The organism is Moorella naiadis (nom. illeg.), from assembly GCF_051020825.1.
In the GTDB taxonomy this organism is placed as follows: domain Bacteria; phylum Bacillota; class DSM-521; order Neomoorellales; family Neomoorellaceae; genus Neomoorella; species Neomoorella naiadis.
Window position 1 is genome coordinate 122,568 of the sequence record NZ_JAXGFQ010000007.1, and the last position, 24,051, is coordinate 146,618.

Annotated in this window: 25 protein-coding genes and 1 riboswitch; of the genes, 23 read left to right on the forward strand and 2 right to left on the reverse strand. The window is 58.0% G+C overall.

Annotated features, from left to right (window positions below):
* Positions 1-72 precede the first annotated feature (72 nt).
* The 9 genes from rpsR to SDD30_RS06730 all read left to right on the forward strand — a co-directional run bounded on the left by rpsR (position 73) and on the right by SDD30_RS06730 (position 7,988).
* Positions 73-300 (forward strand): 30S ribosomal protein S18, encoded by a 228-nt coding sequence (rpsR, locus tag SDD30_RS06690; protein ID WP_434074145.1) that lies wholly within the window; start codon positions 73-75, stop codon positions 298-300.
* A 104-nt stretch (positions 301-404) separates the two neighbouring features.
* Positions 405-1,391, forward strand: coding sequence for a YybS family protein (locus SDD30_RS06695; RefSeq protein ID WP_434074146.1), 987 nt, complete (start codon positions 405-407; stop codon positions 1,389-1,391).
* Positions 1,392-1,396: 5 nt separating this feature from the next.
* Positions 1,397-1,849, forward strand: a complete 453-nt coding sequence (gene rplI, locus SDD30_RS06700) for a 50S ribosomal protein L9 (protein WP_434074147.1) — start codon at positions 1,397-1,399, stop codon at positions 1,847-1,849.
* Positions 1,850-1,876: 27 nt separating this feature from the next.
* Positions 1,877-3,820 carry a Lon family ATP-dependent protease gene (gene lonC / locus SDD30_RS06705; RefSeq protein WP_434074176.1) on the forward strand — a complete coding sequence of 648 codons (1,944 nt, stop codon included), beginning with the start codon at positions 1,877-1,879 and terminating at the stop codon, positions 3,818-3,820.
* A 3-nt stretch (positions 3,821-3,823) separates the two neighbouring features.
* Entirely contained in the window at positions 3,824-5,161 is a 1,338-nt protein-coding gene (gene dnaB / locus SDD30_RS06710) for a replicative DNA helicase (RefSeq protein WP_434074148.1), read from the forward strand.
* Positions 5,162-5,383: 222 nt separating this feature from the next.
* Complete coding sequence (locus SDD30_RS06715; RefSeq protein ID WP_434074149.1) at positions 5,384-5,938, forward strand: O-acetyl-ADP-ribose deacetylase; 555 nt, start codon at positions 5,384-5,386, stop codon at positions 5,936-5,938.
* A 270-nt stretch (positions 5,939-6,208) separates the two neighbouring features.
* On the forward strand, positions 6,209-7,291 hold the full coding sequence (locus SDD30_RS06720; protein ID WP_434074150.1) for a DUF763 domain-containing protein: 1,083 nt from the start codon (positions 6,209-6,211) through the stop codon (positions 7,289-7,291).
* 71 nt (positions 7,292-7,362) lie between these two features.
* Positions 7,363-7,572 (forward strand): hypothetical protein, encoded by a 210-nt coding sequence (locus SDD30_RS06725; protein WP_434074151.1) that lies wholly within the window; start codon positions 7,363-7,365, stop codon positions 7,570-7,572.
* On the forward strand, positions 7,569-7,988 hold the full coding sequence (locus tag SDD30_RS06730; protein WP_434074152.1) for a type II toxin-antitoxin system VapC family toxin: 420 nt from the start codon (positions 7,569-7,571) through the stop codon (positions 7,986-7,988). Before SDD30_RS06725 ends, SDD30_RS06730 begins: the two co-directional genes overlap by 4 nt.
* A gap of 78 nt (positions 7,989-8,066) precedes the next feature.
* On the opposite strand, the gene hcp is transcribed toward SDD30_RS06730, so the two are convergent.
* Positions 8,067-9,350 (reverse strand): hydroxylamine reductase, encoded by a 1,284-nt coding sequence (gene hcp, locus SDD30_RS06735; RefSeq protein WP_434074153.1) that lies wholly within the window; start codon positions 9,348-9,350, stop codon positions 8,067-8,069.
* Positions 9,351-9,492: 142 nt separating this feature from the next.
* Positions 9,493-10,791, reverse strand: coding sequence for a putative hydroxymethylpyrimidine transporter CytX (gene cytX / locus SDD30_RS06740; RefSeq protein WP_434074154.1), 1,299 nt, complete (start codon positions 10,789-10,791; stop codon positions 9,493-9,495).
* An 86-nt stretch (positions 10,792-10,877) separates the two neighbouring features.
* Positions 10,878-10,977: riboswitch (TPP riboswitch) on the reverse strand.
* Between the two features lie 238 nt (positions 10,978-11,215).
* Between cytX and folK the strand changes: the two genes are divergently transcribed.
* The 14 genes from folK to lysS all read left to right on the forward strand — a co-directional run bounded on the left by folK (position 11,216) and on the right by lysS (position 23,747).
* Complete coding sequence (gene folK / locus SDD30_RS06745) at positions 11,216-11,728, forward strand: 2-amino-4-hydroxy-6-hydroxymethyldihydropteridine diphosphokinase (RefSeq protein ID WP_434074155.1); 513 nt, start codon at positions 11,216-11,218, stop codon at positions 11,726-11,728.
* A gap of 311 nt (positions 11,729-12,039) precedes the next feature.
* Complete coding sequence (locus SDD30_RS06750) at positions 12,040-12,915, forward strand: Rossmann-like and DUF2520 domain-containing protein (protein ID WP_434074156.1); 876 nt, start codon at positions 12,040-12,042, stop codon at positions 12,913-12,915.
* A 136-nt stretch (positions 12,916-13,051) separates the two neighbouring features.
* The gene (gene panC, locus SDD30_RS06755; protein WP_434074157.1) at positions 13,052-13,927 is read left to right on the forward strand and encodes a pantoate--beta-alanine ligase; all 876 of its coding nucleotides are present in this window, start codon (positions 13,052-13,054) and stop codon (positions 13,925-13,927) included.
* Positions 13,902-14,285 carry an aspartate 1-decarboxylase gene (panD, locus tag SDD30_RS06760; RefSeq protein WP_434074158.1) on the forward strand — a complete coding sequence of 128 codons (384 nt, stop codon included), beginning with the start codon at positions 13,902-13,904 and terminating at the stop codon, positions 14,283-14,285. The genes panC and panD overlap by 26 nt, the downstream gene beginning before the upstream one ends.
* A 168-nt stretch (positions 14,286-14,453) precedes the next feature.
* Positions 14,454-15,443, forward strand: a complete 990-nt coding sequence (locus SDD30_RS06765; protein WP_434074159.1) for a biotin--[acetyl-CoA-carboxylase] ligase — start codon at positions 14,454-14,456, stop codon at positions 15,441-15,443.
* Between the two features lie 130 nt (positions 15,444-15,573).
* A complete protein-coding gene (locus SDD30_RS06770) occupies positions 15,574-16,143 on the forward strand; it encodes a biotin transporter BioY (RefSeq protein WP_434074160.1) in 570 nt (189 codons plus the stop codon).
* Entirely contained in the window at positions 16,143-16,505 is a 363-nt protein-coding gene (locus SDD30_RS06775; RefSeq protein WP_434074161.1) for a DUF1284 domain-containing protein, read from the forward strand. The genes SDD30_RS06770 and SDD30_RS06775 overlap by 1 nt, the downstream gene beginning before the upstream one ends.
* A 251-nt stretch (positions 16,506-16,756) precedes the next feature.
* Entirely contained in the window at positions 16,757-17,521 is a 765-nt protein-coding gene (locus SDD30_RS06780) for a type III pantothenate kinase (RefSeq protein WP_434074162.1), read from the forward strand.
* Positions 17,505-18,488, forward strand: a complete 984-nt coding sequence (dusB, locus tag SDD30_RS06785) for a tRNA dihydrouridine synthase DusB (RefSeq protein WP_434074163.1) — start codon at positions 17,505-17,507, stop codon at positions 18,486-18,488. Before SDD30_RS06780 ends, dusB begins: the two co-directional genes overlap by 17 nt.
* A 135-nt stretch (positions 18,489-18,623) precedes the next feature.
* Complete coding sequence (locus tag SDD30_RS06790) at positions 18,624-19,151, forward strand: transcriptional regulator (protein WP_434074164.1); 528 nt, start codon at positions 18,624-18,626, stop codon at positions 19,149-19,151.
* A gap of 345 nt (positions 19,152-19,496) precedes the next feature.
* The gene (locus SDD30_RS06795) at positions 19,497-20,399 is read left to right on the forward strand and encodes a DUF8754 domain-containing protein (RefSeq protein ID WP_434074165.1); all 903 of its coding nucleotides are present in this window, start codon (positions 19,497-19,499) and stop codon (positions 20,397-20,399) included.
* A gap of 16 nt (positions 20,400-20,415) precedes the next feature.
* The gene (locus SDD30_RS06800; protein ID WP_434074166.1) at positions 20,416-21,498 is read left to right on the forward strand and encodes a polysaccharide biosynthesis protein; all 1,083 of its coding nucleotides are present in this window, start codon (positions 20,416-20,418) and stop codon (positions 21,496-21,498) included.
* Positions 21,499-21,790: 292 nt separating this feature from the next.
* The gene (gene greA / locus SDD30_RS06805) at positions 21,791-22,273 is read left to right on the forward strand and encodes a transcription elongation factor GreA (protein ID WP_434074167.1); all 483 of its coding nucleotides are present in this window, start codon (positions 21,791-21,793) and stop codon (positions 22,271-22,273) included.
* A 31-nt stretch (positions 22,274-22,304) separates the two neighbouring features.
* The gene (gene lysS, locus SDD30_RS06810) at positions 22,305-23,747 is read left to right on the forward strand and encodes a lysine--tRNA ligase (RefSeq protein ID WP_434074177.1); all 1,443 of its coding nucleotides are present in this window, start codon (positions 22,305-22,307) and stop codon (positions 23,745-23,747) included.
* Positions 23,748-24,051: the final 304 nt, after the last annotated feature.

Below are 24,051 nucleotides of genomic sequence, written 5' to 3' on the forward strand. Positions count from 1 at the left end.
AGCCAGTTTCGACAAGCCTCCCACCTCTCACCTCCAACCTCACACATCTCATATCGGAGGAGTGCAAAAGGTTTGCGGCGAGATAAGAAACGTTCCCGGAAGCGGGTGTGCAGCTTCTGTATCGATAAAATAGAACAGGTCGACTACAAAGATGTCAACCGCCTCCGCCGGTATGTCAGCGAACGGGGGAAGATTTTACCCCGCCGTATTTCCGGCAACTGCGCCCACCACCAGCGCCAGCTGACTACGGCGATTAAGCGGGCGCGGGCACTGGCCCTGTTACCGTATACGGCTGAATAAATGAAGCCAATGGAGGGAGGAACAACTCCCTCTTTTGTATATATTTGTATATATTTGTATATGGTTGTATATGACCAAATCGGAGGCACGTTGGGGGGAGTTATATGGCAGAAGGCAGGGTAGCTTCCCTGGCTGAGGGAGCCTTAATGGCTGCTCTGGCGGCGGTGCTGGTCTTAAGCGGTTACTTTATCCCCCCGCTGCAACTGTTGACCAATATCATCTGGACGGTACCCATCGTGGTCCTGGTTGTCCGCCAGAACCTCCGCCTGGGGGTAATGGCTACCTTCATCGCCGGGGTAGTGATTGCCCTTTTTACCGGTCCGGTAAATACCGTCCTGCTCTTTGCCCAGTTTGCCGCCCTGGGGCTGGTATACGGTTACCTGTTTAAAATCAAGGCTGGGGCCGGCCGGATGATCACCATGGGGGCCGTGGTGTCCCTCCTATCCCTGCTCTTAAGCCTGGCCCTGACCTTTAAACTAACCGGTATGCCGGCGGGGGGGCTGATCCAGCAACTCGAAGGCACCGTCAATTACGCCATGGACTTTTACCGCCGGGCGGGTATCCTGGACCACCTGGCTGGCCAGGGGTTGACTCCGGAACAGCTCCAGGCTAGCCTGGAGGAAATGATCAACCTGCTTAAGCTCCTCCTGCCGGGGATCCTTATGACAGCATCCCTCCTGGCAGCTTTCATCAACTACCTGGTAGCAGAAAAGGTTCTGCGGCGCCTGGGCCTGCTGGCGACCGGCCTGCCTCCCTTTCGCCTCTGGCAGCTACCCTGGTACGCCGTCTGGGGAGTCATTGCCGGCCTGGGCCTGTGGCAGCTGGGTGATTACTACCACCTGGGCCTGGCCAGCCGGATGGGACTAAATATCCTTTATGTCTATATACCATTACTGGCCAGTAATGGCCTGGCGGCCATCCTTTTCATCCTGGATCGCTTCAAGGTGACCCCTTTCCTTAAAGTAGCCCTGGTGGTGGCAGCCCTGATTAATATTCCTGTGACCCTTATCTCCCTGGTTACCCTGGGCGCCTTTGACCCCTTTTTCAACTACCGGCGGCGGCTGGTACCACCGCCAGGTAAAGGAGAGTGATGTCGATGAAGGTTATACTGACAACCGACGTAGCCAAACTGGGCCAGCGGGGCAGTTTGGTGGAGGTTTCCGAGGGTTACGCCCGTAATTACCTCCTTCCCCGGGGTCTGGCCCTGGAAGCTACAGCCGGGCGAATGAAGGAATTAGATCAGGAAAAACAACGCCGGGAAAAGAAAGAGAGCCAGGATCTGGAGAATGCCCGGCGCCAGGCGGCGCGCCTGGACGGAGCGGTCGTGAAAATTACTACCAGAGCCGGAGAGATGGGTAAGCTTTTTGGCTCAGTTACCAATAAAGAAATAGCCGAGGCAATTAAAAACACTTTCCATATCGCCCTCGATCGGCGTAAAATAGATCTCAAAGAACCCATCAAAGCCCTGGGCGGTTATGAAGTTACCCTGAAACTCCATCCGACTGTCCAGGCCCACCTGAGGGTGCAGGTGGTGGCGGAGGAGAGATAGAATATGCCTAACAATAGCGGGATAGCTATGGACACTAAAAACGAGATTTTATTACCCATCCTGACCAATGATTTTGACCGGCTCAGCCGCCAGGTATCGGCCTTGTTTAACGTCCTCTGTGATATCTATGGCACCGACAAGGTAGTCTTAAAGGCCAGCAAGCTGGAGACCCTGGACCTGATGCGTTCGGAGGTCCTGGCCGAGCGGGTTTTGGCCCTGCAGAAATTAGTTTACGAGGACCCGACGATTACCAGTGTTCCGGCGGAGGAGGATATACCCGGGATCCTGGTAGCCATCCAGGAGGAAATAGCCGAATTCATCGCCCGGCGGACGGTGGAGGATAAACTGGAGCAGCGCATCACTGAAAAGATGCAGGAGCGCCATGAGGATTACATCCAGGAAATCCGCCGCCAGGTCTTAAAGGAGGGCAGCGGGCCGGAAAATGCCCAGACCCTCAAGAAACTGGCTATTCTGGAAAAGATGTCCCACATCAACCTATCGCGGACCATCCTGGAAGCCCTGCGGCCCCGGAGTTTGCAGGAGATAGTGGGCCAGGAACAGGCCGTCCAGTCCATCCTGGCCAAACTGGCTTCCCCCTTCCCCCAGCATATGATTATTTACGGCCCCCCGGGGGTGGGAAAAACAACAGCCGCCCGGTTGGCCCTAGAGGAAGCCCGGAAGATAAGCAGGTCGCCCTTTAAGGCCGGGGCCCCCTTCGTCGAGGTAGATGGCACCACCCTGCGCTGGGACCCCAGGGAAGTCACCAATCCCCTCCTGGGGTCGGTCCATGACCCCATCTACCAGGGAGCCCGGCGCGATCTGGCGGAGAACGGCGTCCCGGAACCCAAGCCGGGCCTGGTCACTGAAGCCCATGGCGGGGTCCTGTTTATTGATGAAATCGGCGAGATGGATCCCCTGCTCCTCAACAAGCTCCTTAAGGTGCTGGAGGATAAGCGGGTGGAGTTTGATTCCGCCTATTTTGACCCCAGCGACGAGAGCGTGCCCCGGTATATTAAAAAACTCTTCACCGAGGGAGCCCCGGCGGACTTTATCCTTATCGGTGCCACCACCCGGGAGCCGGAGGAGATCAACCCGGCCCTGCGTTCCCGCTGCGCTGAGGTATTCTTTGAACCCCTGACGCCGGCTGAGGTGGAGACCATCGTGCGGGAAGGGGCGGCACGATTGGAGGTCAAACTGGAGCCGGCTGTACCGGGATTAATCGCCGAGTACACTATCGAAGGCCGCAAGGCCATTAATATCCTGGCCGAGGCCTATGGCCTCAGCCTCTACCAGCAGCAGCGAAAAAAGGGTCGCCGCCGCCGGCTGATCACCGTGCCCCACGTTATGCAGGTCATCCAGAACGCCCGCCTGACACCCTATATCACCGTCCGGGCCAAGGACACACCGGAGGTAGGCCGGGTGCTGGGGCTGGCCGTAGCCGGTTTTGTCGGTTCCGTTCTGGAAGTAGAGGCTATGGCCTTCCCGGCCCGGGAACCGGGTAAGGGTAATATCCGCTTCAACGAGACCGCCGGCAGCATGGCCCGGGATTCCGTTTTTAACGCTGCCGTCGTCTACCGTCTCCTGACGGGGGACGATTTGGCCAATTACGACGTCCACGTCAATGTCATCGGCGGGGGTAATATCGACGGTCCCTCGGCCGGCCTGGCCATTACCACGGCCATCATCAGCGCCATCCAGGAGCGGCCTGTACGCCAGGATGTGGCTGTTACCGGGGAGATATCCATCCGGGGTAAAGTCAAACCGGTGGGGGGGATTCTGGAGAAGATCTACGGTGCCAAGCAGGCGGGTATGAAGCTCGTGTTACTCCCGGCGGAGAACGCAGCCGAGGTGCCGGAGAACCTGCAGGGCATCACCATCCAACCGGTGGCCACCGTGGCGGAAGCCATGGAGTACCTCCTTATGGGACCTGCCGGGGGCCGGGGCCGCAAGCGTAAACGGGCGGGAGCCTGATCTATGGTCGCAGAAGGAGAAAGGATCCCACCCCAGAGCGTCGAAGCTGAGCAGTCGGTCCTGGGGGCCATTATGCTGGACCGGGAGGCCCTCTATGACGTTCTCGAGAGCCTGAAGGTCGAGGATTTCTACCGGGAAGCCCACCGGATGATCTACCGGGTCATCCTGGACTTGAATGAGAAGGGTGAGGCCATTGACCTGCTGACGGTGACGGAAGAACTCCGTCGCCGGGGTGAACTGGAGGTCGTAGGCGGGGTGGCCTATCTCACCGCCCTCACCGGCGAGGTCCCCAGCGTGGCCAATGCCGGTTATTATGCCCGCCTGGTAGCCGAGAAGGCCGCCCTGCGCACCCTGGTCCGGGCGGCAGCCCAGATTACCGACCTGGCCTTTAATGAAAACGGCAGTATCGACCAGATTCTCGACGAAGCCGAGCGTTTGATCTTTGAAGTAGCCGGGGGCCGGCGCCAGAATGGTTTTATCCTAATTAAAGACATCCTTCTCCAGACCTTTGAGCAGCTCGAACGCCTGAGCAGCCACAAGGGTGAGGTGACCGGGGTACCCACCTTCCACGATCTGGATCGCCTCCTCTCCGGCCTCCAGCCCTCGGACCTGATTATCTGCGCCGCCCGGCCGGGTATGGGTAAGACCTCCTTTTGCCTGAACATCGCCCAGCAGGTGGCCGTCAAGGAAAAGCTGCCGGTGGCCATCTTCAGCCTGGAAATGTCCCGGGAGCAATTGGTCCAGCGGATGCTGGCCGCCGAGGCCATGGTGGAACAGCAACGCCTGCGGACAGGCTTTTTAACCGAAGACGACTGGGCGCGGCTGGTCAATGCTGCCGGCATCCTGGGGGAAGCGCCCATCTACATCGACGATACCCCGGCCATCTCCGCCCTGGAGGTGCGGGCCAAAGCGCGGCGCCTGCAGGTCGAGAGCGGCCTGGGGTTGGTAGTGGTGGACTATCTGCAGCTCATGCAGGCTCACCGCCGGGTAGACAGCCGCCAGCAGGAGATTGCCCTCATCTCCCGGGCCATGAAGGCCCTGGCCCGGGAATTAAACGTCCCGGTCCTGGTCCTTTCCCAGCTGAACCGGGGTGTGGAGCAGCGCCAGGACAAACGGCCGGTCATGGCCGACCTTTTGGAGAGCGGCGCCATCGAAGCCGACGCCGACGTCATTATCTTTCTCTACCGGCCCCAGTACTACGACCCCGACACCGATAAAAAGGGCATCGCCGAGGTCATCGTGGCCAAGCACCGCAACGGCCCGGTGGGCACGGTAGAAATGGCCTTTTTGCCCGAGTTTACCAAGTTTGTCGACCTGGCCCCGGAACCAGCGCCAGGGTAAGGGAGAGAGGTATCTGCAGGCAGCAATTTACCTACCGGGCGCTGGCCGGCAGGGCACTACCTTGAGTTTAACCGATTTGCTTATGGCGGCAGTAGCCGGGGCTAATAATTTAGACCTGGTAACGGCCAATGAGAAATATTTTCTCATGAAAGAGTTAATTGTAATACCATTAAGGACAGGGGCGCGCCTGTGGTTTGAGGGGGGGGTATTTCTTTATTCCTTATGGAAGCAATTATTGCTGGAACCTTGCTTAAACTCTTGCAGGGGGATATTGTCGATCAGGAAGTAGGGGCTCTAGTCAATGCCGCCAATACCGGCCTCTGGGGCGGCAGCGGCGTCGACGGCGCCATCCATCGTGCTGGGGGAGCGACCATTGCGGCGGAGTGCCGCCGTATCCGGGAAGAGCAGGGCGGCTGCCCCGTCGGCGGGGCGGTCATTACCTCCGGAGGTTTCTTGCTGGCCCGTTATGTTATCCACACCGTCGGCCCTATCTGGCACGGCGGCCGGCAGGGCGAGGATGAACTTCTCGCCAGTGCTTACCGCAGTAGCCTGAAGCTGGCCCGGGAGAAGGGTATTAAGTCCCTGGCCTTCCCCTCTATCAGTACCGGCGCCTACCGCTTTCCTATCGAGCGGGCAGCCCGCATCGCCCTAGGGACGGTGGGGGAGTTCTTGAAGGTTAACCCGAATTCCTTGCAAGAAGTGCGGTTTGTTCTCTTTTCGCAACCGGATCTGGAGGTTTATGAACAGGCCCTGGCGGAGATCTTGACTAAAAATTAAGATACACTTAATTGGGAAACCCGGCGCATAAGCGGAGCAGAAGCGGCGATGATCCTTGGATAACCTTGAGAAATTGGGTTAAGTGTAATTTAACTCACTGACTTGCTCGCTGCGGGTAGATCGGTGCTGGATAACCGGGTAAGTTGGCCCTCACAGGGGCAATTTGGTAGAACTATTGCGCCCATGGGTGGTTAATTACTCCGGTGGTTACCGGACCGCCGGGTTATGGGACGAAATGATTTCTATCGCAGCAAAGGAAGGATAACATCTATGCGTACCGGTACGGCCAGCCTGCCCCTCCACGGCGGGCATTGCCCGCCCTGGCTCTTTGAACGCATGCAGCGCTTGGGGCCGGCCATCCTGGAGGTGATCGCCCGGGAATTCGGCCCGGCCGAGGTTTTGCGGCGCCTGAGCGACCCTTACTGGTTCCAGGCCTTCGGCTGCGTCCTGGGGTTTGACTGGCATTCCTCAGGCCTGACTACTACCCTCTGCGGCGCCCTCAAGGAGGGCCTGCGCGGCCGGGAGAAGGACCTAGGCCTGGTCATCGCCGGCGGCAAAGGCCGCACCTCCCGCCAGACGCCTCGGGAAATCGAAGGGGCGTCCGACCGGCTGGCCCTTACCTCCCTGCAACCGGCGGAACTGGCTTACGCTAGTCGTATGGCCGCTAAAGTAGATAATACCGCTCTCCAGGACGGCTACCAGCTTTACCACCACGTCTTTATCTTTACCTTTGACGGCCGCTGGGCCGTGGTGCAACAGGGGATGAATGAGACCAGCCGGACGGCCCGCCGCTACCACTGGTTGAGCGAGGGGGTCCAGGATTTCGTTTGCGAACCCCACGCCGCCGTCTGCTGTGACGCCAGGGAAACGGCCCTGAATATGGTGGCCAGGGAAAGCCGGACCTCGCGGCAGGTGGTGACCGAGCTGGGGCAGCAGCCCCCGGAGAAGGTCGTAGCCGAGTTTAACCGTATCCTGGAGACGGGCCTGCCCAACCTGGCCCTGCCCTGGCGCCATGACGTTCCCCGGGCGAGTTATTTGAATAAGGCCCTGCTTAAGGTTTACGCGGCCCAGCCCGGAGACTTTGCCGGGGTCCTGGGCATTGAAGGTGTGGGACCCAAGACCATCCGCGCCCTGGCCATGGTGGCCGAAGTAGCCTACGGGGCCGCAGCCAGCTTTCGCGACCCGGTCCGTTATAGCTTCAGCCACGGCGGCAAAGACGGTCACCCCTATCCAGTCGACCGCCAGGTCTACGATCGCTCCATCGCCGTCCTGGAACAGGCCCTGGCGGCGGCCAAAATCGGCCGCAGCGATAAAATGCAGGCCCTCAGGCGTTTAAGCAAGATGGTGGGGTAGAGGTTGTTTAAACTTTTATACTATACTTAGGGTAGTAACGAGTAAACCCTGAAATAGAGGTGGTGGAATTAATGATTCTGCAGGTTAAACAACTTAACCTCCCTCCTGAAATAGCAAAAGAGATTAAAAGTGAGCGGTTAGAAATAGTCAGGGTTAAAAATGGCTTTCTTCTGAGGGAAGTTAAAGATCCAATTAAAAGGGCAAAGGGATACTTTAAGGGGTCAAAATTTACTTCCCAGAGGTATATGGAATTAAAGGCGAAAGAAAAAAGGCTGGAATGATGCAAAGGAGATTTGTACTCGATGCCTGTGCCTTACTGGCCTTTCTTAATAATGAACCTGGTGCCGATAAAGTGGAGGAGTTGTTGAAAAGGGCCAGGAAAAAAGAAATTACACTCTATGTACATGCAATTAATCTGTTGGAAATATATTACGGTCTATACAGGGAAGAAGGTGAAAAAGCTGCTGAGGAGTTTTTGGATTTAACCCGGGAGTTGCCACTTAAAGTTAAACGTAGGATAAGCAGCCGGTTTGTGAGGGAAGCGGGCAGGCTGAAAGCCAATTATAAACTATCCCTGGCTGATGCTATTGCTGTTGCTGGTGCCAATCTCTGTCATGGAAAGATTGTTACTGCTGATCATCACGAATTAGGCGCTTTGAGTGAATCTGGAGTGGCCGATATCTTATGGATTAGATAAAGGGAGTTGCACGCATCCAGGTAGCCAAACACAAAGAACCGCCTCGTGGTCTCCCACGCGGCGGTTCTTTTTTGCATCTTAGCCCAGCATCTCCTGCAGGTCCTGTTCCGGCGTGGTGATGGGTTTCAAGTTGTAGTTCTCCTGCAGGACCTGCAGGACGTTGGGCGTTAGGAAGGCCGGCAGGCTGGGGCCGATGCGGATGTTCTGGACCCCCAGGTGGAGCAAGGTCAGCAGGATGGCCACGGCCTTCTGCTCGAACCAGGAGAGAACTAGGCTCAAGGGCAGCTCGTTGACGCTGCATTTAAAGGCATCGGCCAGGGCCAGGGCTACCTGCAGGGCCGAGTAGGCATTATTGCACTGGCCCATATCCAGGAGCCGCGGGATGCCGTCGATGTCTCCCAGATCCAGGTGGTTGAAGCGGTACTTGCCGCAACCCAGGGTCAGGACGACGCAATCCTTGGGCACCTTCTCTACGAATTCGGTATAGTAGTTGCGGCCCGGCTTGGCGCCGTCGCAACCGCCCACCAGGAAGAAGTGGCGGATTTTGCCGGCCTTGACGGCCGCAATGACCTTATCGGCAATACCCAGAATGGCCTGGTGGTGGAAACCGGTGGTCAGCACGCCGCCAGCCTTCTCCTCCAGGGGTGGCTGGGATTTGGCCTTTTCAATGACCGGGGTAAAGTCACGATTCTTAATATGGGTTACCCCGGGCAGACCGGCAATACCGCAGGTGAACATGCGCTCCCGGTAGGATTCCTTAGGAATCAAGACACAGTTGGTGGTCCCCAGGATGGCGCCGGGGAAGGCCTCGAATTCCTTCTTCTGGTTCTGCCAGGCCGTGCCGTAATTACCCACCAGATGGGGGAACTTCTTCAGCTCCGGGTAGGCGTGGGCCGGCAGCATCTCCCCATGGGTATAGACGTTAATGCCCGTACCCTCCGTCTGCCGCAGGAGCTCGTAGAGATCCAGCAGATCGTGGCCGGTGATGAGGATCCCGGGGCCGGCCTTGATACCGGTAGCGACCTGCGTCGGCACCGGGACGCCGAAACGCTCTACGTGGGCCCGGTCCAGGAGCTCCATGGCCTTGAGGTTCATGGCACCCAGCTTCAGGGCCGTTTCTATATGACGATTAAGATCAAAATCGACGTTCGTCAAGGTGGTAAATAGGGCTTCGTGCATAAAACCGTCTACCTCAGGGTCGACGGCCCCCAGCTCCCGGGCATGGAAGGCGTAGGCGGCAATGCCCTTCAGGCCAATAATAATGGTATCCTGCAGGCTAGCGATGTCCTCATTCTTGCCGCAGACCCCCACCTTGGTGCAACCGCTGCCGCCGGCGGTCTGCTCGCACTGGTAACAGAACATAGTTTCTCCTCCCCGTAATGAAGATTTATTTTACGTAGACAATCATACCAGCGCGGGGGACAAGAAACTGTGACCTGGGTCACAGCTGGTAGAGATTTTTGTCAAAGGGGTAAAAAACCGCCCCCGGGGGCGATTTTTTTACCTATTTACCTTCGTGCTGCCGGGTGATCCCCGGCCGCCAGGCGGGTTGCCGGTAAAAGAACATGGCGACATAATAAACGCCTCCGGTAACCACCAGGCTGGGCACCGACGCCCCCAGGGGAAAGCCGGTCCGGGTCAGCCACTGGAAGAACAGGAAGCCCAGGAGCCAGATAATAACGGCTGCCAGGTTGACGCCGCCGGTATACCAGAAGGCTCCCCGGCCAAAGAGATTATCGACCTCCAGGCGACCGCGTCGGTAGATAAAGTAATCGGTGAGAACGATGCCAAAGAGGGGGCAAAAGGCTCCGCCGATGAGGAGCAGGAAGTTTTCGTAGGCCTCCATGGGGAATAAAAGGGCGATTAGGGTCCCGGCCAGGCCGACGGCCATGGTGGTGTGCCGCTCATTCCAGCCGCTAAAGAGGTCCAGGCTGGAAATGGCCGCCGAGTAGACGTCCATAAAGGTCGTGGTAACGGTGGAGAAGAAGATGATATAAAGGGCGGGTAAGCCCAGGCCTAGGCCCAGCATCATGGGGATGGGGTCGGCACTGCCCGTTGCCAGGGTAGCCCCCAGGCCCAGGATATACATCCAGCTACTAGCTAGGAAATACCCCAACCAGCTGCCAGCGAAGCTGCTGCCATTATCCCGGGCAAAGCGGCTGTAGTCGGCGGCCAGGGGCAACCAGGAGAGGGGCATGGCAATGACCAGGTCCGTCGCCAGGCCGAAGCCCAGGCTACCGTCACTTCCTGTCGCCCAGAGGTGTCCCCAACCCGGTCCCCGGAAGATAACATAAGTCATGTACAGGGAGAAAAGGATTAACAGGGTGGTCACCAGTTTCTGCAGCCGGGGCCAGGAATAGCGGCCGGCCCAGGCCCAGGCAGTGGTAGCCAGGCCGATGATTACGGTCCAGAGCTGCAGGTAGGAGGCTCCCAGGTAGTGCTGGCCTAGGCTGTCGGCGGCCCGGGCGGCCACGATCAGCATAATGGCCGTCCAGCCGATAAGTTGGAGGATATTAAGGAGGGCCCCCAGGTAGGAACCCCGGACGCCAAAGGCCGGCCGGGTGGAGACCATGGCTGGTATACCATAACTACTGCCAATAAGGCCCCCGGCGGCGAAGAGACTGTTGCCGATCAGGTGCCCCACCAGGATGGCCAGGATTCCCATCCCGAAACCCAGGGGGGCCAGGAAACCGCCGGCCATGATCTCGGCCAGGGAAATGCCGGCGCCGGCCCAGAGCAAGAAAAAGTCCAGACCATTCATGGTTCTTTCACCGGGCGGGATCGGGGTGATGTTATTACTCACAGTTCTCAACTCCTTCAGGGTGGCAGCCGTAAAAAATACCGGCGTAGAGCCGGCAACGCTGACACCCCCATCCTTACGGGGCAGGAGTAACGCCAGCGGCCGTTCCCTACGGTGGGATTATCCACGTCAGGTTCCGGGGTTTGGGGCTTATCCCCATCTCAGCTATAAGCTCCCCCACGGTCGCCACCAAATTTTACAATTATTTTAACTCCTGTTGTTCCCCAAAGTCAAGGACCGGCAGCAGCAGGATATTCAGGTTTAGTGTCGAAAAAGCTTAAACATGCCTGATTAGGGCCAAAGCGAGGATCGCAGCTGGAGACGACTAGGTCGCCCCAAAATGTTATCAGCAACTATGCAGGTTTGCAGCGTAACCGGAACATGCTAGGGATAGAGTTGCGGCAACCTGTGGAGCGGAGATGATTAGATGCCGTTAGACGAAGGTAATTTTGAAACAGCTTACCTGGGACTGGGGTCAAATCTGGGGAACCGGGAAGAAAACATGAAAAAGGCAGTGGCTTTATTGGATGCCACCCCGGGTATCGAGGTTGAACGGCTATCCTCCTGGTATGAAACCGCCCCGGTGGGTAAAACCGACCAGGGGTGGTTTTTAAACAGCGCCGCCCGAATCAAGACCACCATGCCGGCCAGGGAATTATTAAGGGCCGTCCTGGCGGTGGAACAGCAACTGGGCCGGGTGCGGCGGGAACGCTGGGGGCCGCGGACCATTGATATCGATATTCTGCTCTATGATGATATCAACGTCACCGAACCTGATTTGGAGATCCCCCACCCTCGCATGCTGGAGCGGGCTTTCGTTTTAATACCCCTCGCGGAGATCGCCCCGGATCTCATCCTGCCGGACGGGCGGCGGGCGGCCGTAGCGGCCAGGGACAACTTCCCCGGCCAGGAAGTATTGCTCTATACCGGCGGCAGGTGATACAATAAAGCTGGAAGTAAGGTTAACCATAGCGGGAGACTGTGGACGAACCCCTACTTTTTAGAGCGGGCAGCCAGGGTCCGGATATCAAGGGCGTGACCAGCCAAGGAGCGCACCTATTAGCTATGACGGATCCCGGCCGCGAAAATTTAATCCGCCTACCCGGTTCGTAAAGCTGTTTACTGCTCATATTAAAACTGTATATAACTCTAGACCGCTTGGATCATATGGGGACCGAGACGGGTAAAGGGGCAGGGAGCTCCCGGCAACTCGTCGGGAGCTTTTTCTTTACTGGGGAAAGGGATGAGATAATGCGCGTCGGGATTATCGGCGCCGGTCCTGTAGGCACAGGGATGGGTATACTCCTCAGCCGGCGCGGCTACACCATTACCGGCGTTGCCAGCCGGACCCGGGCTTCCGCCCAACGGGCGGCCCACAGGCTGGCTTGCCCTGTCTTTACCGAACCGGCGGCCCTGGCGCGGCTGGTCGAAGTAGTCTTGATAACCACCACCGACCGGGCCATTGGCCCGGTAACCCTGGCTATCGCCCGCCAGGGAGGTTTTCACCCCGGGCAAACGGTGATTCATATGAGCGGTTCCCTGACTACGGCCGTCCTGGAACCAGCCAGGGAGGCTGGCGCCAGGGTTTTATCCCTCCATCCCCTCCAGTCCTGCGCCGATGCCGACCGGGCCGTGACCAACCTGCCCGGGTCAGTTTTCAGCCTAGAGGGTGATGCGGAAGCCTTAACTTTGGGCCGGCAACTGGTTAACGACCTGGGGGGCGAGTATTTTATCATTAAGCCGGAGGCTAAACCCCTGTACCATGCCGCTGCCTGCGTCGCCTCCAATTACCTGGTCAGCCTGGTCGATTTAAGTTACCGGCTGATGCAGGCCGCCGGGATGGAACCGGCAATGGTTGTCAGGGCACTGGCGCCACTAATTGAAGGCACCTGGGGTAATATTAAAGAAAAGGGAACTACCCTGGCCCTGACCGGGCCCATTGCCCGGGGTGATGGAGAAACGATAGCCGATCACTTGCAGGCTATGGCCGTCAAAGCCCCAGAACTGGACGAAATTTACCGGGCCTTGGGCCGCTACACCATCGAGGTGGCCGTCCGTAAAGGCAGCATTGAAGCTCACCAGGCCGCCGGACTGGAGGCAATCCTGGCTCCGCCCGGGGGCCGGTAAAAGAAGGAGGGGCCGGCGGGTACAGGCGGAAGGCTGGAGGCGACTTAGTTCGCGGCGTAGAGCAAACTCAGCGAAGCCGCACCGAGGCGGCGGTGAACGGGATGGCACCCATTTCATTTTGGAGGAGATGGCCACCTTGAAGTTACTGGAGACCATAGAAGCCGTCCACAATTATGTAAATACTGCCCGGCGGCTGGGCCGGAGTATCGGCCTGGTGCCCACCATGGGCTACCTGCACGCGGGTCACCTGAGCCTGGTCCGTAAGGCCCGGGAACAGAACGACGTAGTGATCATGAGCATTTTTGTCAACCCGACCCAGTTTGGCCCCGAGGAGGATTTTTCCCGCTATCCCCGTGACCTCGAGCGTGACCAGGAGTTGGCAGCCGGAGCTGAGGTGGACGCTATCTTTGCTCCCCCAGTGGCAGAAATGTACCCCGAGGGATATGCCACCTATGTGCAGGTCGAAGGCTTAACGGAGGTCCTCTGCGGGGCTTCCCGGCCTGGGCATTTTCGCGGTGTGACCACGGTAGTCAGCAAGCTTTTTAACATCGTTCAGCCTGACCGGGCCTACTTTGGCCAGAAGGACTACCAGCAGGCCCAGGTTATCAAGAGAATGGTCCGGGACCTGAACTTCCCCGTGGAGATTATTACCGTGCCCATTGTCCGCGAAGCCGATGGCCTGGCCATGAGTTCGCGCAATAAATACCTGACGCCGGAGCAACGCCGTAGCGCCCTGGCCCTGTACCGCGCCTTGAACCTGGGGGCCGGTATAATCAAATCAGGTGAACGCCGGGCTGCGGCCGTCAGGAAGGCCATGGAAACAGAGATCACCGCCCAGCCTCAAACCCGCATTGATTATATCGCTGTCAGCGACGCCGATACCCTGCAGCCCCTGGAGGAGATCGCCGGGCGGGTCCTCCTGGCGTTGGCGGTCTGGGTGGGTAATACCCGCCTCATTGATAATCTAATCCTGGAGGTGAAGGACGATGTGGCGCATTATGATGAAAAGTAAACTCCACCGGGCGACGGTGACCGAAGCCAACCTGAATTACGTCGGCAGCATTACCATTGATAGCGACCTGCTGGCCGCAGCAGATATTTTACCCAATGAGAAGGTCCAGGTGGTAGATAATAACAATGGTGCCCGCCTGGAAACCTACGCCATCCCCGGACCGGCCGGAAGCGGGGTTATCTGCGCCAACGGCGCTGCTGCCCGGTTGGTGCAGCCAGGGGATATTGTGATCATTATTGCTTATGGTATCTTTGACGACCGGGAGGCCCCTAACTACCGGCCCCGGGTTATCTTCCTGGATGCAAATAATAAAATAGCCTCCATTAAGGATGAACAGGCGGGCCAGGTTTGGGTTTAGCCCGTTACACCGCGCTGGCAGCGGCCGGAATTTTAACAACCGGCGCCTTCTCGCATTAAACTTCGGGAAGCGCTGCCGGAAGCCGGGCTTCTATCCGGCGGTGTATATGTTAACCTGCTGGAGAAAGTAATAGTTGACAACCATAAAAAGGAAGATTACAATATAAATATGGCTATAGAAGGCAGCAAACAACAAGTGCTGGATTTCCTGCGCCGCCACCGCCAGGAATACATCTCCGGGGAGGAACTGAGCCGGGACCTGGCTATCTCCCGGACGGCCGTCTGGAAGCATATTCAATCCCTGCGCCAGGAAGGCTACCAGATTGACGCCCAAACTAGGCGGGGTTACTGCCTGCTGGCAACCCCTGATTGCTTTTACCCTGAGGAGGTGGCCGCCGGCCTGGAAACCTCCTGGTTAGGGCGGAGCCTCTATTACTATGAGGAGGTAGGTTCTACCAACCAGGTGGCCAAGGAGCTGGCCGATGAAGGCGCACCGGAGGGGACGGTTGTCATTGCCGATTGCCAAACCGGCGGCCGGGGTCGGCGCGGCCGTAATTGGCTGTCCCCGGCCCGTAAAGGCATATGGTTTTCGGTGATCCTCAGGCCCCGGGTGGCGCCGGTCCAGGCCCCCCAGTTAACCCTCCTGGCTGCCGTGGCAGTTACAGCTGCTGTCCGGGAGCGGACGGGATTGCCCCTGGGCATCAAGTGGCCCAATGATCTTTTGGCCGGCGGGCGTAAAGTCTGCGGCATCCTGACGGAAATCAAGGCGGAGATCGACGTCGTCGAGTATATCGTCCTGGGGGTGGGCCTCAACGTTAACCTGGAGGCCGGTGATTTCTGCCCGGAAGTCAGGCCTACGGCTACTTCCTTATACCTGGAAATGGGCCGGCCAGTGAAACGCCTGCCTTTATTCCGGCGGATTTTATACCAGCTGGAGAAGTGGTACGAGCGCTGGCAGGAAGAGGGCTTCACCCCGGTGCGCACTGCCTGGAAAGAGGCCAGTGTCACCCTGGGGCGGGAGGTCCAGGTAAACTCCTGGCGAGAGAATTTTCACGGCCTAGCCATCGATATTGACGACGAAGGGGCCCTCCTGGTCCGGGACGCCGGTGGCCAACAGCGGCGGTTTAACTCCGGCGAGGTGAGCCTGCGGCCGGTATAACGACCAGAATGAGGTGTTTTTACCTAATATGTTAACCTACATAGCTATGTTGGGTTAACATTAATTCTCCTGAATCCCATTAAAAATTCCACCTCTCACTTCCCCCATCTTATTTTAAAGGAGTGTTTTTATGCGTACCCGCGATATCACCCTGGTAGCCCTTTTGGCCGCCCTGGTAGCTGTTTTGGCCCAGATCTCCATCCCTTTGCCCTTCACCCCTGTGCCCATCACCGGTCAGGTCCTGGGGGTCCTCCTGGCCGGGGCCATCCTGGGCAAAAACAAAGGTACCTTGGCCATGGTGGTCTACCTGCTCCTGGGGGCCATTGGCCTGCCGGTCTTCGCCCGGGGCGGTGCCGGGCTGGCGACCTTCGCCAGCCCCTCAGGGGGGTATCTCTGGGGCTTCATCCTGGGGGTTTACGCCATGGGCCTGATCCTGGAGAGGGGACACTCCGAGCCCGGCTACCCGCGCCTGATTGCCGGGATGCTCCTCTGCCTGGTCGTCGTCTATACCCTGGGTACCCTCCAGCTTATGGCCCTCCTTCATGTTAACCTGGTCAAAGGGCTGCTCCTGGGCGTCATCCCCTACATTCCCCTAGACCTGGCCAAACTGATCCTGGCGGCAGCAGTTAGTTACCGGGTCCGCCGGGCCCTGCGCCAGGCTGGCTTTCTAGTTCCCAGGGAAGCCCGGAGGCAGCCCTGATGCAGGTCCGGGCCCATCATCTTCTCTGCGCCTGCCAGTTCCGGGGTTACGGCTACAGCCCGGCCTTCGTTCGGCAGGTAAGCCGGATTCTGTTGTTATGGCAGCACCGCCCGGGCCTGCTGCTGACCATTACCAGGAAACCCGATGCCTGGTGTCGGGCCTGCCCCCGCCAGGGTACCTCCAGTTGTCATCATGCCGGGGCCAGGGACGCCAAGGTCCTGGACACCCTAGGCTTATCAACCGGTACCCGCCTGGAGGTTGCAGCAGCCCGGCAGTTGGTGACGGCGAAGATTGATGCCCGGGCCGCAGGTCTAATCTGCCAGGGTTGCTCCTGGCTGGACGGCGGTTATTGCCGGTGGTAAACCTGGCGCTGCCTGGCCACAGCTTCGCGCCAAGTTTACTTACGTTACAAACTAAAGCCGTCTTTTGCCTATAGTTCACCGGCCTCCTGCCTTAGCCAGCATTTTTATTGGCCACCGGCGAGGGTGTTAGCTTCCACGAGGTACCATTATCAACGACCCCTGCGGGGGTCTATTTTTTTGCCCGGGAAGAGGATAAATCAGGACGTTGTGGAATAATTGAAAAAGGCCCTTGTTCGAAAGGAGAGATAAATATGCTATTGGCTATAGATGTAGGCAATACGAATATCGTTATGGGGATATTTGCCGGGCGGGAATTAAAGTGTCACTGGCGGGTCGCCAGCGACCGCCAGAAAACGGCCGACGAATACGGCCTGATCGTGCATCAACTTGCTCATTATCAGGGTTTAAAGATCCAGGATATTAAAGCAGTCGCCCTGGCTTCGGTAGTACCGACCCTTACCCAGGTCCTGGCGGAGATGATCGCCAAACAGCTGGGCTGCCAGCCCTTTATTATCGGCCCGGGGGTAAAAACCGGCATGCCCATCCGTTTTGATAACCCCCGGGAGGTGGGGGCCGACCGGATTGTCAACGGGGTGGCCGTCTATGAACTCTACGGCGGCCCGGCCATTGTCGTTGACTTTGGTACAGCCACCACCTTTGATGCCATCTCAGACCGGGGTGAGTATCTGGGCGGGGCCATTGCCCCGGGTATCGGTATCGCCACCGATGCCCTCTTCGCCCGGGCGGCCAAACTCCCCCGGGTGGAGCTGGTGCGGCCACCCCGGATTATCGGCAAGAACACCATTGCCTGTATGCAGGCCGGCATTATGTACGGCTTTATCGGCCAGGTAGAGGGGATTATTACCCGCATGCAGGCCGAACTCGGCGGCCGGGCCATGGTGGTGGCCACCGGCGGCCTGGCCGGCCTCATTGGCCCGGAGGTTAACTGTATCAATAAGGTGGACCCCATGTTGACCCTGGAGGGTTTACGCATCGTTTATGAACGCAACGCTTAAAATCGGACCGGTCACCCTGGCCGCCCCCCTGGTCATGGCCCCCCTGGCCGGCTATACGGACCATGTTTTTCGCCTCCTGGCCCGGGAAGCCGGCGCAGCCCTGACCTGTACGGAAATGATCAGCGCCCAGGGACTTATCTATAACAATAAAAATACCCTGGCTCTCCTGGACCTGGAGGGCGAGCCGGGGCCGGTGGCGGTCCAACTCTTCGGTCGGGAGCCGGAGGTCATGGCCCGGGCGACGGAAATGGCTGTTGCTGCTGGTGCTGCTATTGTTGACCTCAATATGGGCTGCCCCACCCCGAAAATAGTGAAAAATGGCGAGGGCGCGGCCCTGATGCGCGACCTGCCCCTGGCGGCCGCTATCGTGGCCGCCATGGTCCGGGCTGCCAGCTTGGTCCCGGTGACGGTTAAGATACGCCTGGGCTGGGACGAGGGTTCAATCAACGTGGTGGACGCCGCCCGGGCGGTAGTCGCTGCCGGCGCCGCAGCGGTAGCCATCCACGGCCGCACCCGCAGCCAGTTTTATAGCGGCCGGGCCGACTGGAGCTACTTCCCGTTGGTCAAAGAAGCCGTACCGGTACCGGTCATCGGCAACGGCGACGTCAGGTCTCCGGCCGATGCCGTAACCCTCCTGGAAGAGGCGGGTTGTGACGGCGTCATGGTGGGACGGGGGGCCATCGGTAATCCCTGGCTGCTGACTGCTATCCGCGCCGTCTTGGAGGGCCGTCCGGAGCCGGCAACAGTAGACATAAAAACCCGTTTAAACATGGCCTGCTGGCATCTGAATCTCCTGGCGGAGTATAAAGGTGAAGAAACAGCAGTAAAAGAAATGCGCAAGCATCTGGCTTATTATCTCCGGGGTTTACGCGGAGCCGCCCACCTGCGCCAGGAGATCAATACCCTCACCACCGCCGCAGAGGTAACCACCGCCCTGGAGGATTTTTTATGTAATTACCGGGAGTGATGGCTAGCGTTACCCGGTTGTATTCTCATGAGTTAAAATGAACAATTTATTTGCGGGCAGGCCCTTGCCAGGGCTGCTACTTTTTGCTATAATCTGCCTTGCACAGATCTGTGCACAAAGGGGCAGACTTTTTTTATGGACTTGATTCGCATCGGCGACAAACTCATCAGCCGGCGGAAAATCGATGCCACTTTGGAGCGCATCTTCGCCCTGCGCCGCCAGGGCTTTTCCCAGCAGGAGGCCGCCCGTCAGGTCGGCGTAGACCGGACTTTTGTTTCCCGCCTGGAAACCCTGGGGGAAGTCCGCCGTGGGAAGCGGATAGCCGTCGTCGGCTTCCCCCTGGCCAATAAGGGTGAAGTCGAAGCCATGCTACGCCAGGAAGGGGTTGAGTACACCCTCCTCTTGACCGATACCGAGCGCTGGGATTTCGTCCGCCAGAAGAACGGCCTGGAACTCTTTAATACCATTATGGAGGTTGTCACCCGCATCCGGGATTACGATGTGGTGATTATCATCGGTTCCGACTACCGCATCAAGGTCAGCGAGGCCCTCCTAGGCCGGGATGTAATCGGTTACGTCATCGGCACCTCCCCCATCCAGGGAGATCGTACCGTCGATGTCGAAGAGTTGCGCCAGCTGGTGCACCAACTGGCACAGGATTGAATTTAGCAGAAACCTATCTTCTCTTAGGAGGAGTCAATCATGGGGCTGCTGAAGGGCTGGCGGGTGCAGGCGGAAGGTGACTTGGTTCGAGGCTTCAGCAAACTCGAGCTGTGCCGCAGCGAGGCGACGGTGAACGGGATGGGGATCGTAACGTAGCTTCAGGAATGGGGAGTAGCACGCCACGTAATGATGGATCAAAGGGATAAAGTTTAGTCACCCCCGTCGCCGAGGAAGGCTAAGCGCTAAGTTTACTCGCCGAGAACTACGGAGCCTGTTCCGCCAGCCTGTGGGAAGCTTACCAAAGAGGGGCACTTTTGCCAGAAATCTATTTTCGGAGGATGACATATGAAAAGGGTAGTGAGCATCAGCCTGGGTTCCTCTAAAAGGGATCACCAGGTAAAAACCGAATTCCTGGGCGAGAAATTTCGCATCGAAAGGATCGGTACGGACGGCGATATGGAGCGGATGATCGCCATGATTAAGGAACTCGACGGCCGGGTTGACGCCTTCGGCCTGGGAGGGATGGATCTCTACATCCGGGTAGGGGCCAGGCGCTATTTACTGCGCGACGCCGCCAGGGTAGCTCGGGCCGCCCGCCAGACCCCCATGGTCGACGGTGGCGGTTTAAAAGACACCCTGGAACGGCGGGTAATCGCCTACCTGGATCGGGAAGAGATTATCAATTTTCGAGGTAAGAGGGTCCTGATGGTCAGCGCCGTCGACCGTTTCGGCATGGCCGAGGCCATGGACGCGGCCGGCGCCGACCTCGTTTGCGGCGACCTGATCTTTGGCCTGGGCCTGCCATTTCCCATTCGTTCCCTGGCCAGCTTCCAGCGGGTGGCCTACCTGCTGGCCCCCATTGTCCGCCTCCTACCCTTTAAAATTCTTTACCCCACGGGGAAAGAGCAAGAAAAGATAGACGACCGTTACCACCATTACTACCAGGACGCGGAGATTATCGCCGGGGATTTCCTCTTCATCCGTCGCCACCTGCCCCCGGAACTGCCGGGACGGGTAATCATCACCAACACCGTCACTGCCGCCGATATCGAGGAACTCCGCCGCCGGGGGATCAAAACCCTTATTACCACCACCCCGGAATTTAACGGCCGCTCCTTCGGCACCAACGTTATGGAGGGAGTCCTGTTAACCCTGAGCGGTAAAAAGCCGGATACCGTAACCCCGGCCGACTATAACCAGCTCCTCGATCGTCTCGCTTTCAAACCAAGGATTGTTAACCTGAACTAAAAGGGGGCCCCTGCTGTTGCATAAATTCGCCTTCATGATCCACCCGCTGGATATTAGCGATGTTACCCGGAAATTCCCTATCGCCCGCTACCTGCCGCCGGCCCTGGTAGAACGAGCGGTACGCTACCTGCCGCCCCTTAAAACCTCCCATATTACCGGCGTCCGTTCCCCTTATGCCGCCACCGAGGGCTGGTTCGTAGCCTGCCCACTGACGACCCGGCAGATGTTGACCCTGCCCGAGGATTTGGTGCTGAAGAAGCTAATTCGCACTGGGAAGATGGCCGAAAAGATGGGCGCCGCGATCCTGGGCCTGGGGGCCATGACCTCGGTGGTCGGTGATGCCGGCATTACCATTGCCCGCCACTTAAACATAGCCGTTACCACCGGCAACAGCTATACCGTGGCTACGGCCCTGGAAGCCACGGAAAAGGCCGCCGCCATGATGGACATCGACCTGACCCGGGCCGAGGTAGCCATCATGGGGGCTACCGGCTCCATAGGCGCCGTCTGCGCCCGCATCCTGGCCCGCCGTTGCCGCCACCTCACCCTCATTGCCCGTAACGAATTGAAACTGGCCCGCCTGGCGCAGAAAATTAAAGATGAAACCGGCCTGGCAGTGGTGATCACTAAAAATTCCTTGGAAGCCCTACGCCGGGCCGACGTTATCCTCACTGTAACCTCGGCAGTAGATACGGTTATTGAACCTGATGATCTGAAACCAGGGGCCGTAGTCTGTGACGTGGCCCGGCCCCGGGATGTCTCACGACGGGTGGCCGAAGTCCGCGACGACGTCCTGGTCATTGACGGCGGTGTCGTCCAGGTGCCCGGAGAGGTTGACTTTCACTTCAACTTCGGCTATCCGCCGGGCCTCTCCTATGCCTGCATGGCCGAAACGATGATCCTGGCCCTAGAGGGCAGGATTGAAAACTTCACCCTGGGCCGGGAGTTGACGGTAGAGCAGATAGACACCATTAACCGCTTGGCTGCCAAGCATGGTTTCCGGGTCGCCGGTTTCCGCAGTTTTGAGTTGCCGGTTTCCGCCGAACAGGTGGCCGCTATTAAAGAACGAGCCCGGCAGGAGGAGGCCCTGGCCCGGTAAAACCATCGCTGCCAGGTGGGAACGCTGTTGGCCCCGGGATACCGGGGGCTTTCCGTCTTGTTAGAGCCGCGGCGGGGATGTTAAGGGAAAAGTCTTGACATGGTAACCAGGTGGACCTATAATACTCATAAATAATGAACAGAGGCAAAACTAGCAAGCACTGGGGCCGGCCCCGGTGCTTGTTATGGTAGTTAGCCCTGTTCCCGGCCGCATAAAGGGGCGGCGAAAGACATATATTGAGATAACACCGGCTAGGAGAATAAACCGAAACGTTAAGGGGAGCGAACAGAGGATGGCCGAAAAAGAAACCCTGTTGACTGCCAACGGTTTAAAGAAACTGGAGGAAGAACTGGAGTATCTTAAAACTGTCCGCCGCCAGGAGGTGGCCGAGCGCTTAAAGCAGGCCATCGAGTTTGGCGATATCAGCGAGAACTCAGAGTACGAAGACGCCAAGAATGAGCAGGCCTTCATTGAAGGCCGTATCCTTACCCTGGAAAAGAAACTACGTAACGCCAAGGTTATCGTAGCCAGCGAGGTACCAAACGATGTCGTTTCCCTGGGGTCCCGGGTGACTCTGAAGGATCTCGATGATAATGAAGAGATCGAGTATGAAATCGTCGGCTCCATGGAAGCCGATCCGGCGGAAAACCGCATTTCCAATGAATCGCCTGTAGGTAAGGCTTTGCTGGGGCATCATAGCGGGGAAACCATCGATATCCAGGTGCCGGCCGGTAACCTGCGTTATCAGATTCTGAATATAGACCGGGCTCACTAGGGGGATCGAGTTGGAAGCTGAAAATGACTTAATGGCCGTGCGTCTGGAGAAACTGCACCAGATGCAGGAGGCGGGTATAGAGCCCTACGGCGGCCGTTTTACAGTTACCCATACCACCGCTGCCATCCGCGATCGCTTTGAAAAACTGGAAGGCCAGGAGGTCGCCCTAGCCGGCCGCCTCCGGGCCATCCGCGGCCATGGCAAAGCCTCCTTCGCCGACTTGCAGGATCGGGAAGGCCGCCTGCAACTCTACCTTCGCCTTGATAATGTCGGGCCGGAGGGTTACAGTCTCTTTCAAAAGCTGGATATTGGCGACATTATCGGCGTCCGGGGCCGGGTTTTTCGTACCCACCGGGGTGAGGTTTCGGTTGAGGTGCGGCAACTGACCCTCCTGTGCAAGAGTTTACGCCCCCTGCCGGAGAAATGGCACGGTCTGAAAGACGTTGACCTGCGTTATCGACAACGCTATCTGGACCTGATTGTTAACCCCGAGGTCAAAGAGGTATTTATTACTAGGGCCAAAATAATTCGTGCCATCCGTTCCTTTCTGGACGAGAGGGGCTTTTTAGAAGTCGAGACACCGACCATGCACCCCATCGCCGGCGGTGCTGCGGCGCGGCCCTTTATTACCCACCACAATGCCCTGGATATTGACCTCTACCTGCGCATTGCCCTGGAGCTCCATTTAAAACGTCTGCTGGTGGGCGGCCTGGAAAGGGTCTATGAGCTGGGGCGGATTTTCCGCAACGAAGGCATCTCCACCAAGCATAACCCCGAGTTTACCATGCTGGAGCTGTACCAGGCTTATGCCGATTATCGGGTCATGATGGACCTATTGGAAGAAATGGTGGCCTTTATAGCCCGGCAGGCCGTGGGGACAACTACTGTTACCTATCAGGGGGACAGGCTGGATCTCACCCCGCCCTGGCCGCGGTTAACCATGATGGAGGCTATTAAGAAATACTCGGGCCTGGACTTCGACCAGTTACCTACGGTTGAGGAAGCCAGACAGGCTGCCGCTGGTCTGGGGTTAGAGATTCCTCCTTATCTGGAGCGGGGTAAGATAATCAACGAGGTCTTCGAAGCCACCGTGGAACCTAATCTGATCCAGCCGACCTTTATCCTTGACTACCCGGTGGCCATTTCGCCCCTGGCCAAGCGGAAAAAGGAAAATCCAGAACTTACCTACCGCTTTGAGGCCTTTATCGCCGGTCGAGAGCTGGCCAACGCCTTTTCTGAACTCAATGATCCTATCGATCAGCGGCGGCGCTTTGAAACCCAAATGGCGGAACGAGCCGCCGGCGATGAAGAGGCCCACATGATGGATGAAGACTTCCTCCAGGCTCTGGAATACGGCATGCCCCCGGCCGGAGGCATGGGCATCGGCATTGACCGGCTGGTCATGGTTCTGACGGATTCGCCTTCGATCCGGGACGTGATCCTTTTTCCCACCATGCGGCCTAGGGAAGAGTAAACACGGCACTTGTACTGATATAATTGGCGGCAGCATCAGGGAAATAGCCAGCATACCGGCAGATAAGCTTAAATGGGCAAGCAAGAATGGGGTTATTACGGATTAAAAGTGGCGGGCGCCGTTTAACGGGGAATATCACCCCTTGCCTGACGCCCGCTTTCGTGCTATATTGTTTTCTACGTCCCGCGTCCCGCGGGGGCGCGAAAAGGGGGACTGCAGAAGGGCATAAAAAGCCCTTGACAAAGGAAGCGGGAAGTGATAAGATAAAAAAGTCGCGTCAAGCGAGGCGGGTCTTTGAAAACTG

Excerpts from the sequence above, each read along its gene's own strand:
- SDD30_RS06695 (WP_434074146.1), top strand. The coding sequence starts at position 405 with ATGGCAGAAGGCAGGGTAGCTTCCCTGGCTGAGGGAGCCTTAATGGCT.
- rplI (WP_434074147.1), top strand. The coding sequence starts at position 1,397 with ATGAAGGTTATACTGACAACCGACGTAGCCAAACTGGGCCAGCGGGGC.
- lonC (WP_434074176.1), top strand. The coding sequence starts at position 1,877 with ATGGACACTAAAAACGAGATTTTATTACCCATCCTGACCAATGATTTT.
- dnaB (WP_434074148.1), top strand. The coding sequence starts at position 3,824 with ATGGTCGCAGAAGGAGAAAGGATCCCACCCCAGAGCGTCGAAGCTGAG.
- SDD30_RS06715 (WP_434074149.1), top strand. The coding sequence starts at position 5,384 with ATGGAAGCAATTATTGCTGGAACCTTGCTTAAACTCTTGCAGGGGGAT.
- SDD30_RS06720 (WP_434074150.1), top strand. The coding sequence starts at position 6,209 with ATGCGTACCGGTACGGCCAGCCTGCCCCTCCACGGCGGGCATTGCCCG.
- SDD30_RS06725 (WP_434074151.1), top strand. The coding sequence starts at position 7,363 with ATGATTCTGCAGGTTAAACAACTTAACCTCCCTCCTGAAATAGCAAAA.
- SDD30_RS06730 (WP_434074152.1), top strand. The coding sequence starts at position 7,569 with ATGATGCAAAGGAGATTTGTACTCGATGCCTGTGCCTTACTGGCCTTT.
- hcp (WP_434074153.1), bottom strand. The coding sequence starts at position 9,350 with ATGTTCTGTTACCAGTGCGAGCAGACCGCCGGCGGCAGCGGTTGCACC.
- folK (WP_434074155.1), top strand. The coding sequence starts at position 11,216 with ATGCCGTTAGACGAAGGTAATTTTGAAACAGCTTACCTGGGACTGGGG.
- SDD30_RS06750 (WP_434074156.1), top strand. The coding sequence starts at position 12,040 with ATGCGCGTCGGGATTATCGGCGCCGGTCCTGTAGGCACAGGGATGGGT.
- panD (WP_434074158.1), top strand. The coding sequence starts at position 13,902 with ATGTGGCGCATTATGATGAAAAGTAAACTCCACCGGGCGACGGTGACC.
- SDD30_RS06765 (WP_434074159.1), top strand. The coding sequence starts at position 14,454 with ATGGCTATAGAAGGCAGCAAACAACAAGTGCTGGATTTCCTGCGCCGC.
- SDD30_RS06770 (WP_434074160.1), top strand. The coding sequence starts at position 15,574 with ATGCGTACCCGCGATATCACCCTGGTAGCCCTTTTGGCCGCCCTGGTA.
- SDD30_RS06775 (WP_434074161.1), top strand. The coding sequence starts at position 16,143 with ATGCAGGTCCGGGCCCATCATCTTCTCTGCGCCTGCCAGTTCCGGGGT.
- SDD30_RS06780 (WP_434074162.1), top strand. The coding sequence starts at position 16,757 with ATGCTATTGGCTATAGATGTAGGCAATACGAATATCGTTATGGGGATA.
- dusB (WP_434074163.1), top strand. The coding sequence starts at position 17,505 with ATGAACGCAACGCTTAAAATCGGACCGGTCACCCTGGCCGCCCCCCTG.
- SDD30_RS06790 (WP_434074164.1), top strand. The coding sequence starts at position 18,624 with ATGGACTTGATTCGCATCGGCGACAAACTCATCAGCCGGCGGAAAATC.
- SDD30_RS06795 (WP_434074165.1), top strand. The coding sequence starts at position 19,497 with ATGAAAAGGGTAGTGAGCATCAGCCTGGGTTCCTCTAAAAGGGATCAC.
- greA (WP_434074167.1), top strand. The coding sequence starts at position 21,791 with ATGGCCGAAAAAGAAACCCTGTTGACTGCCAACGGTTTAAAGAAACTG.
- lysS (WP_434074177.1), top strand. The coding sequence starts at position 22,305 with ATGGCCGTGCGTCTGGAGAAACTGCACCAGATGCAGGAGGCGGGTATA.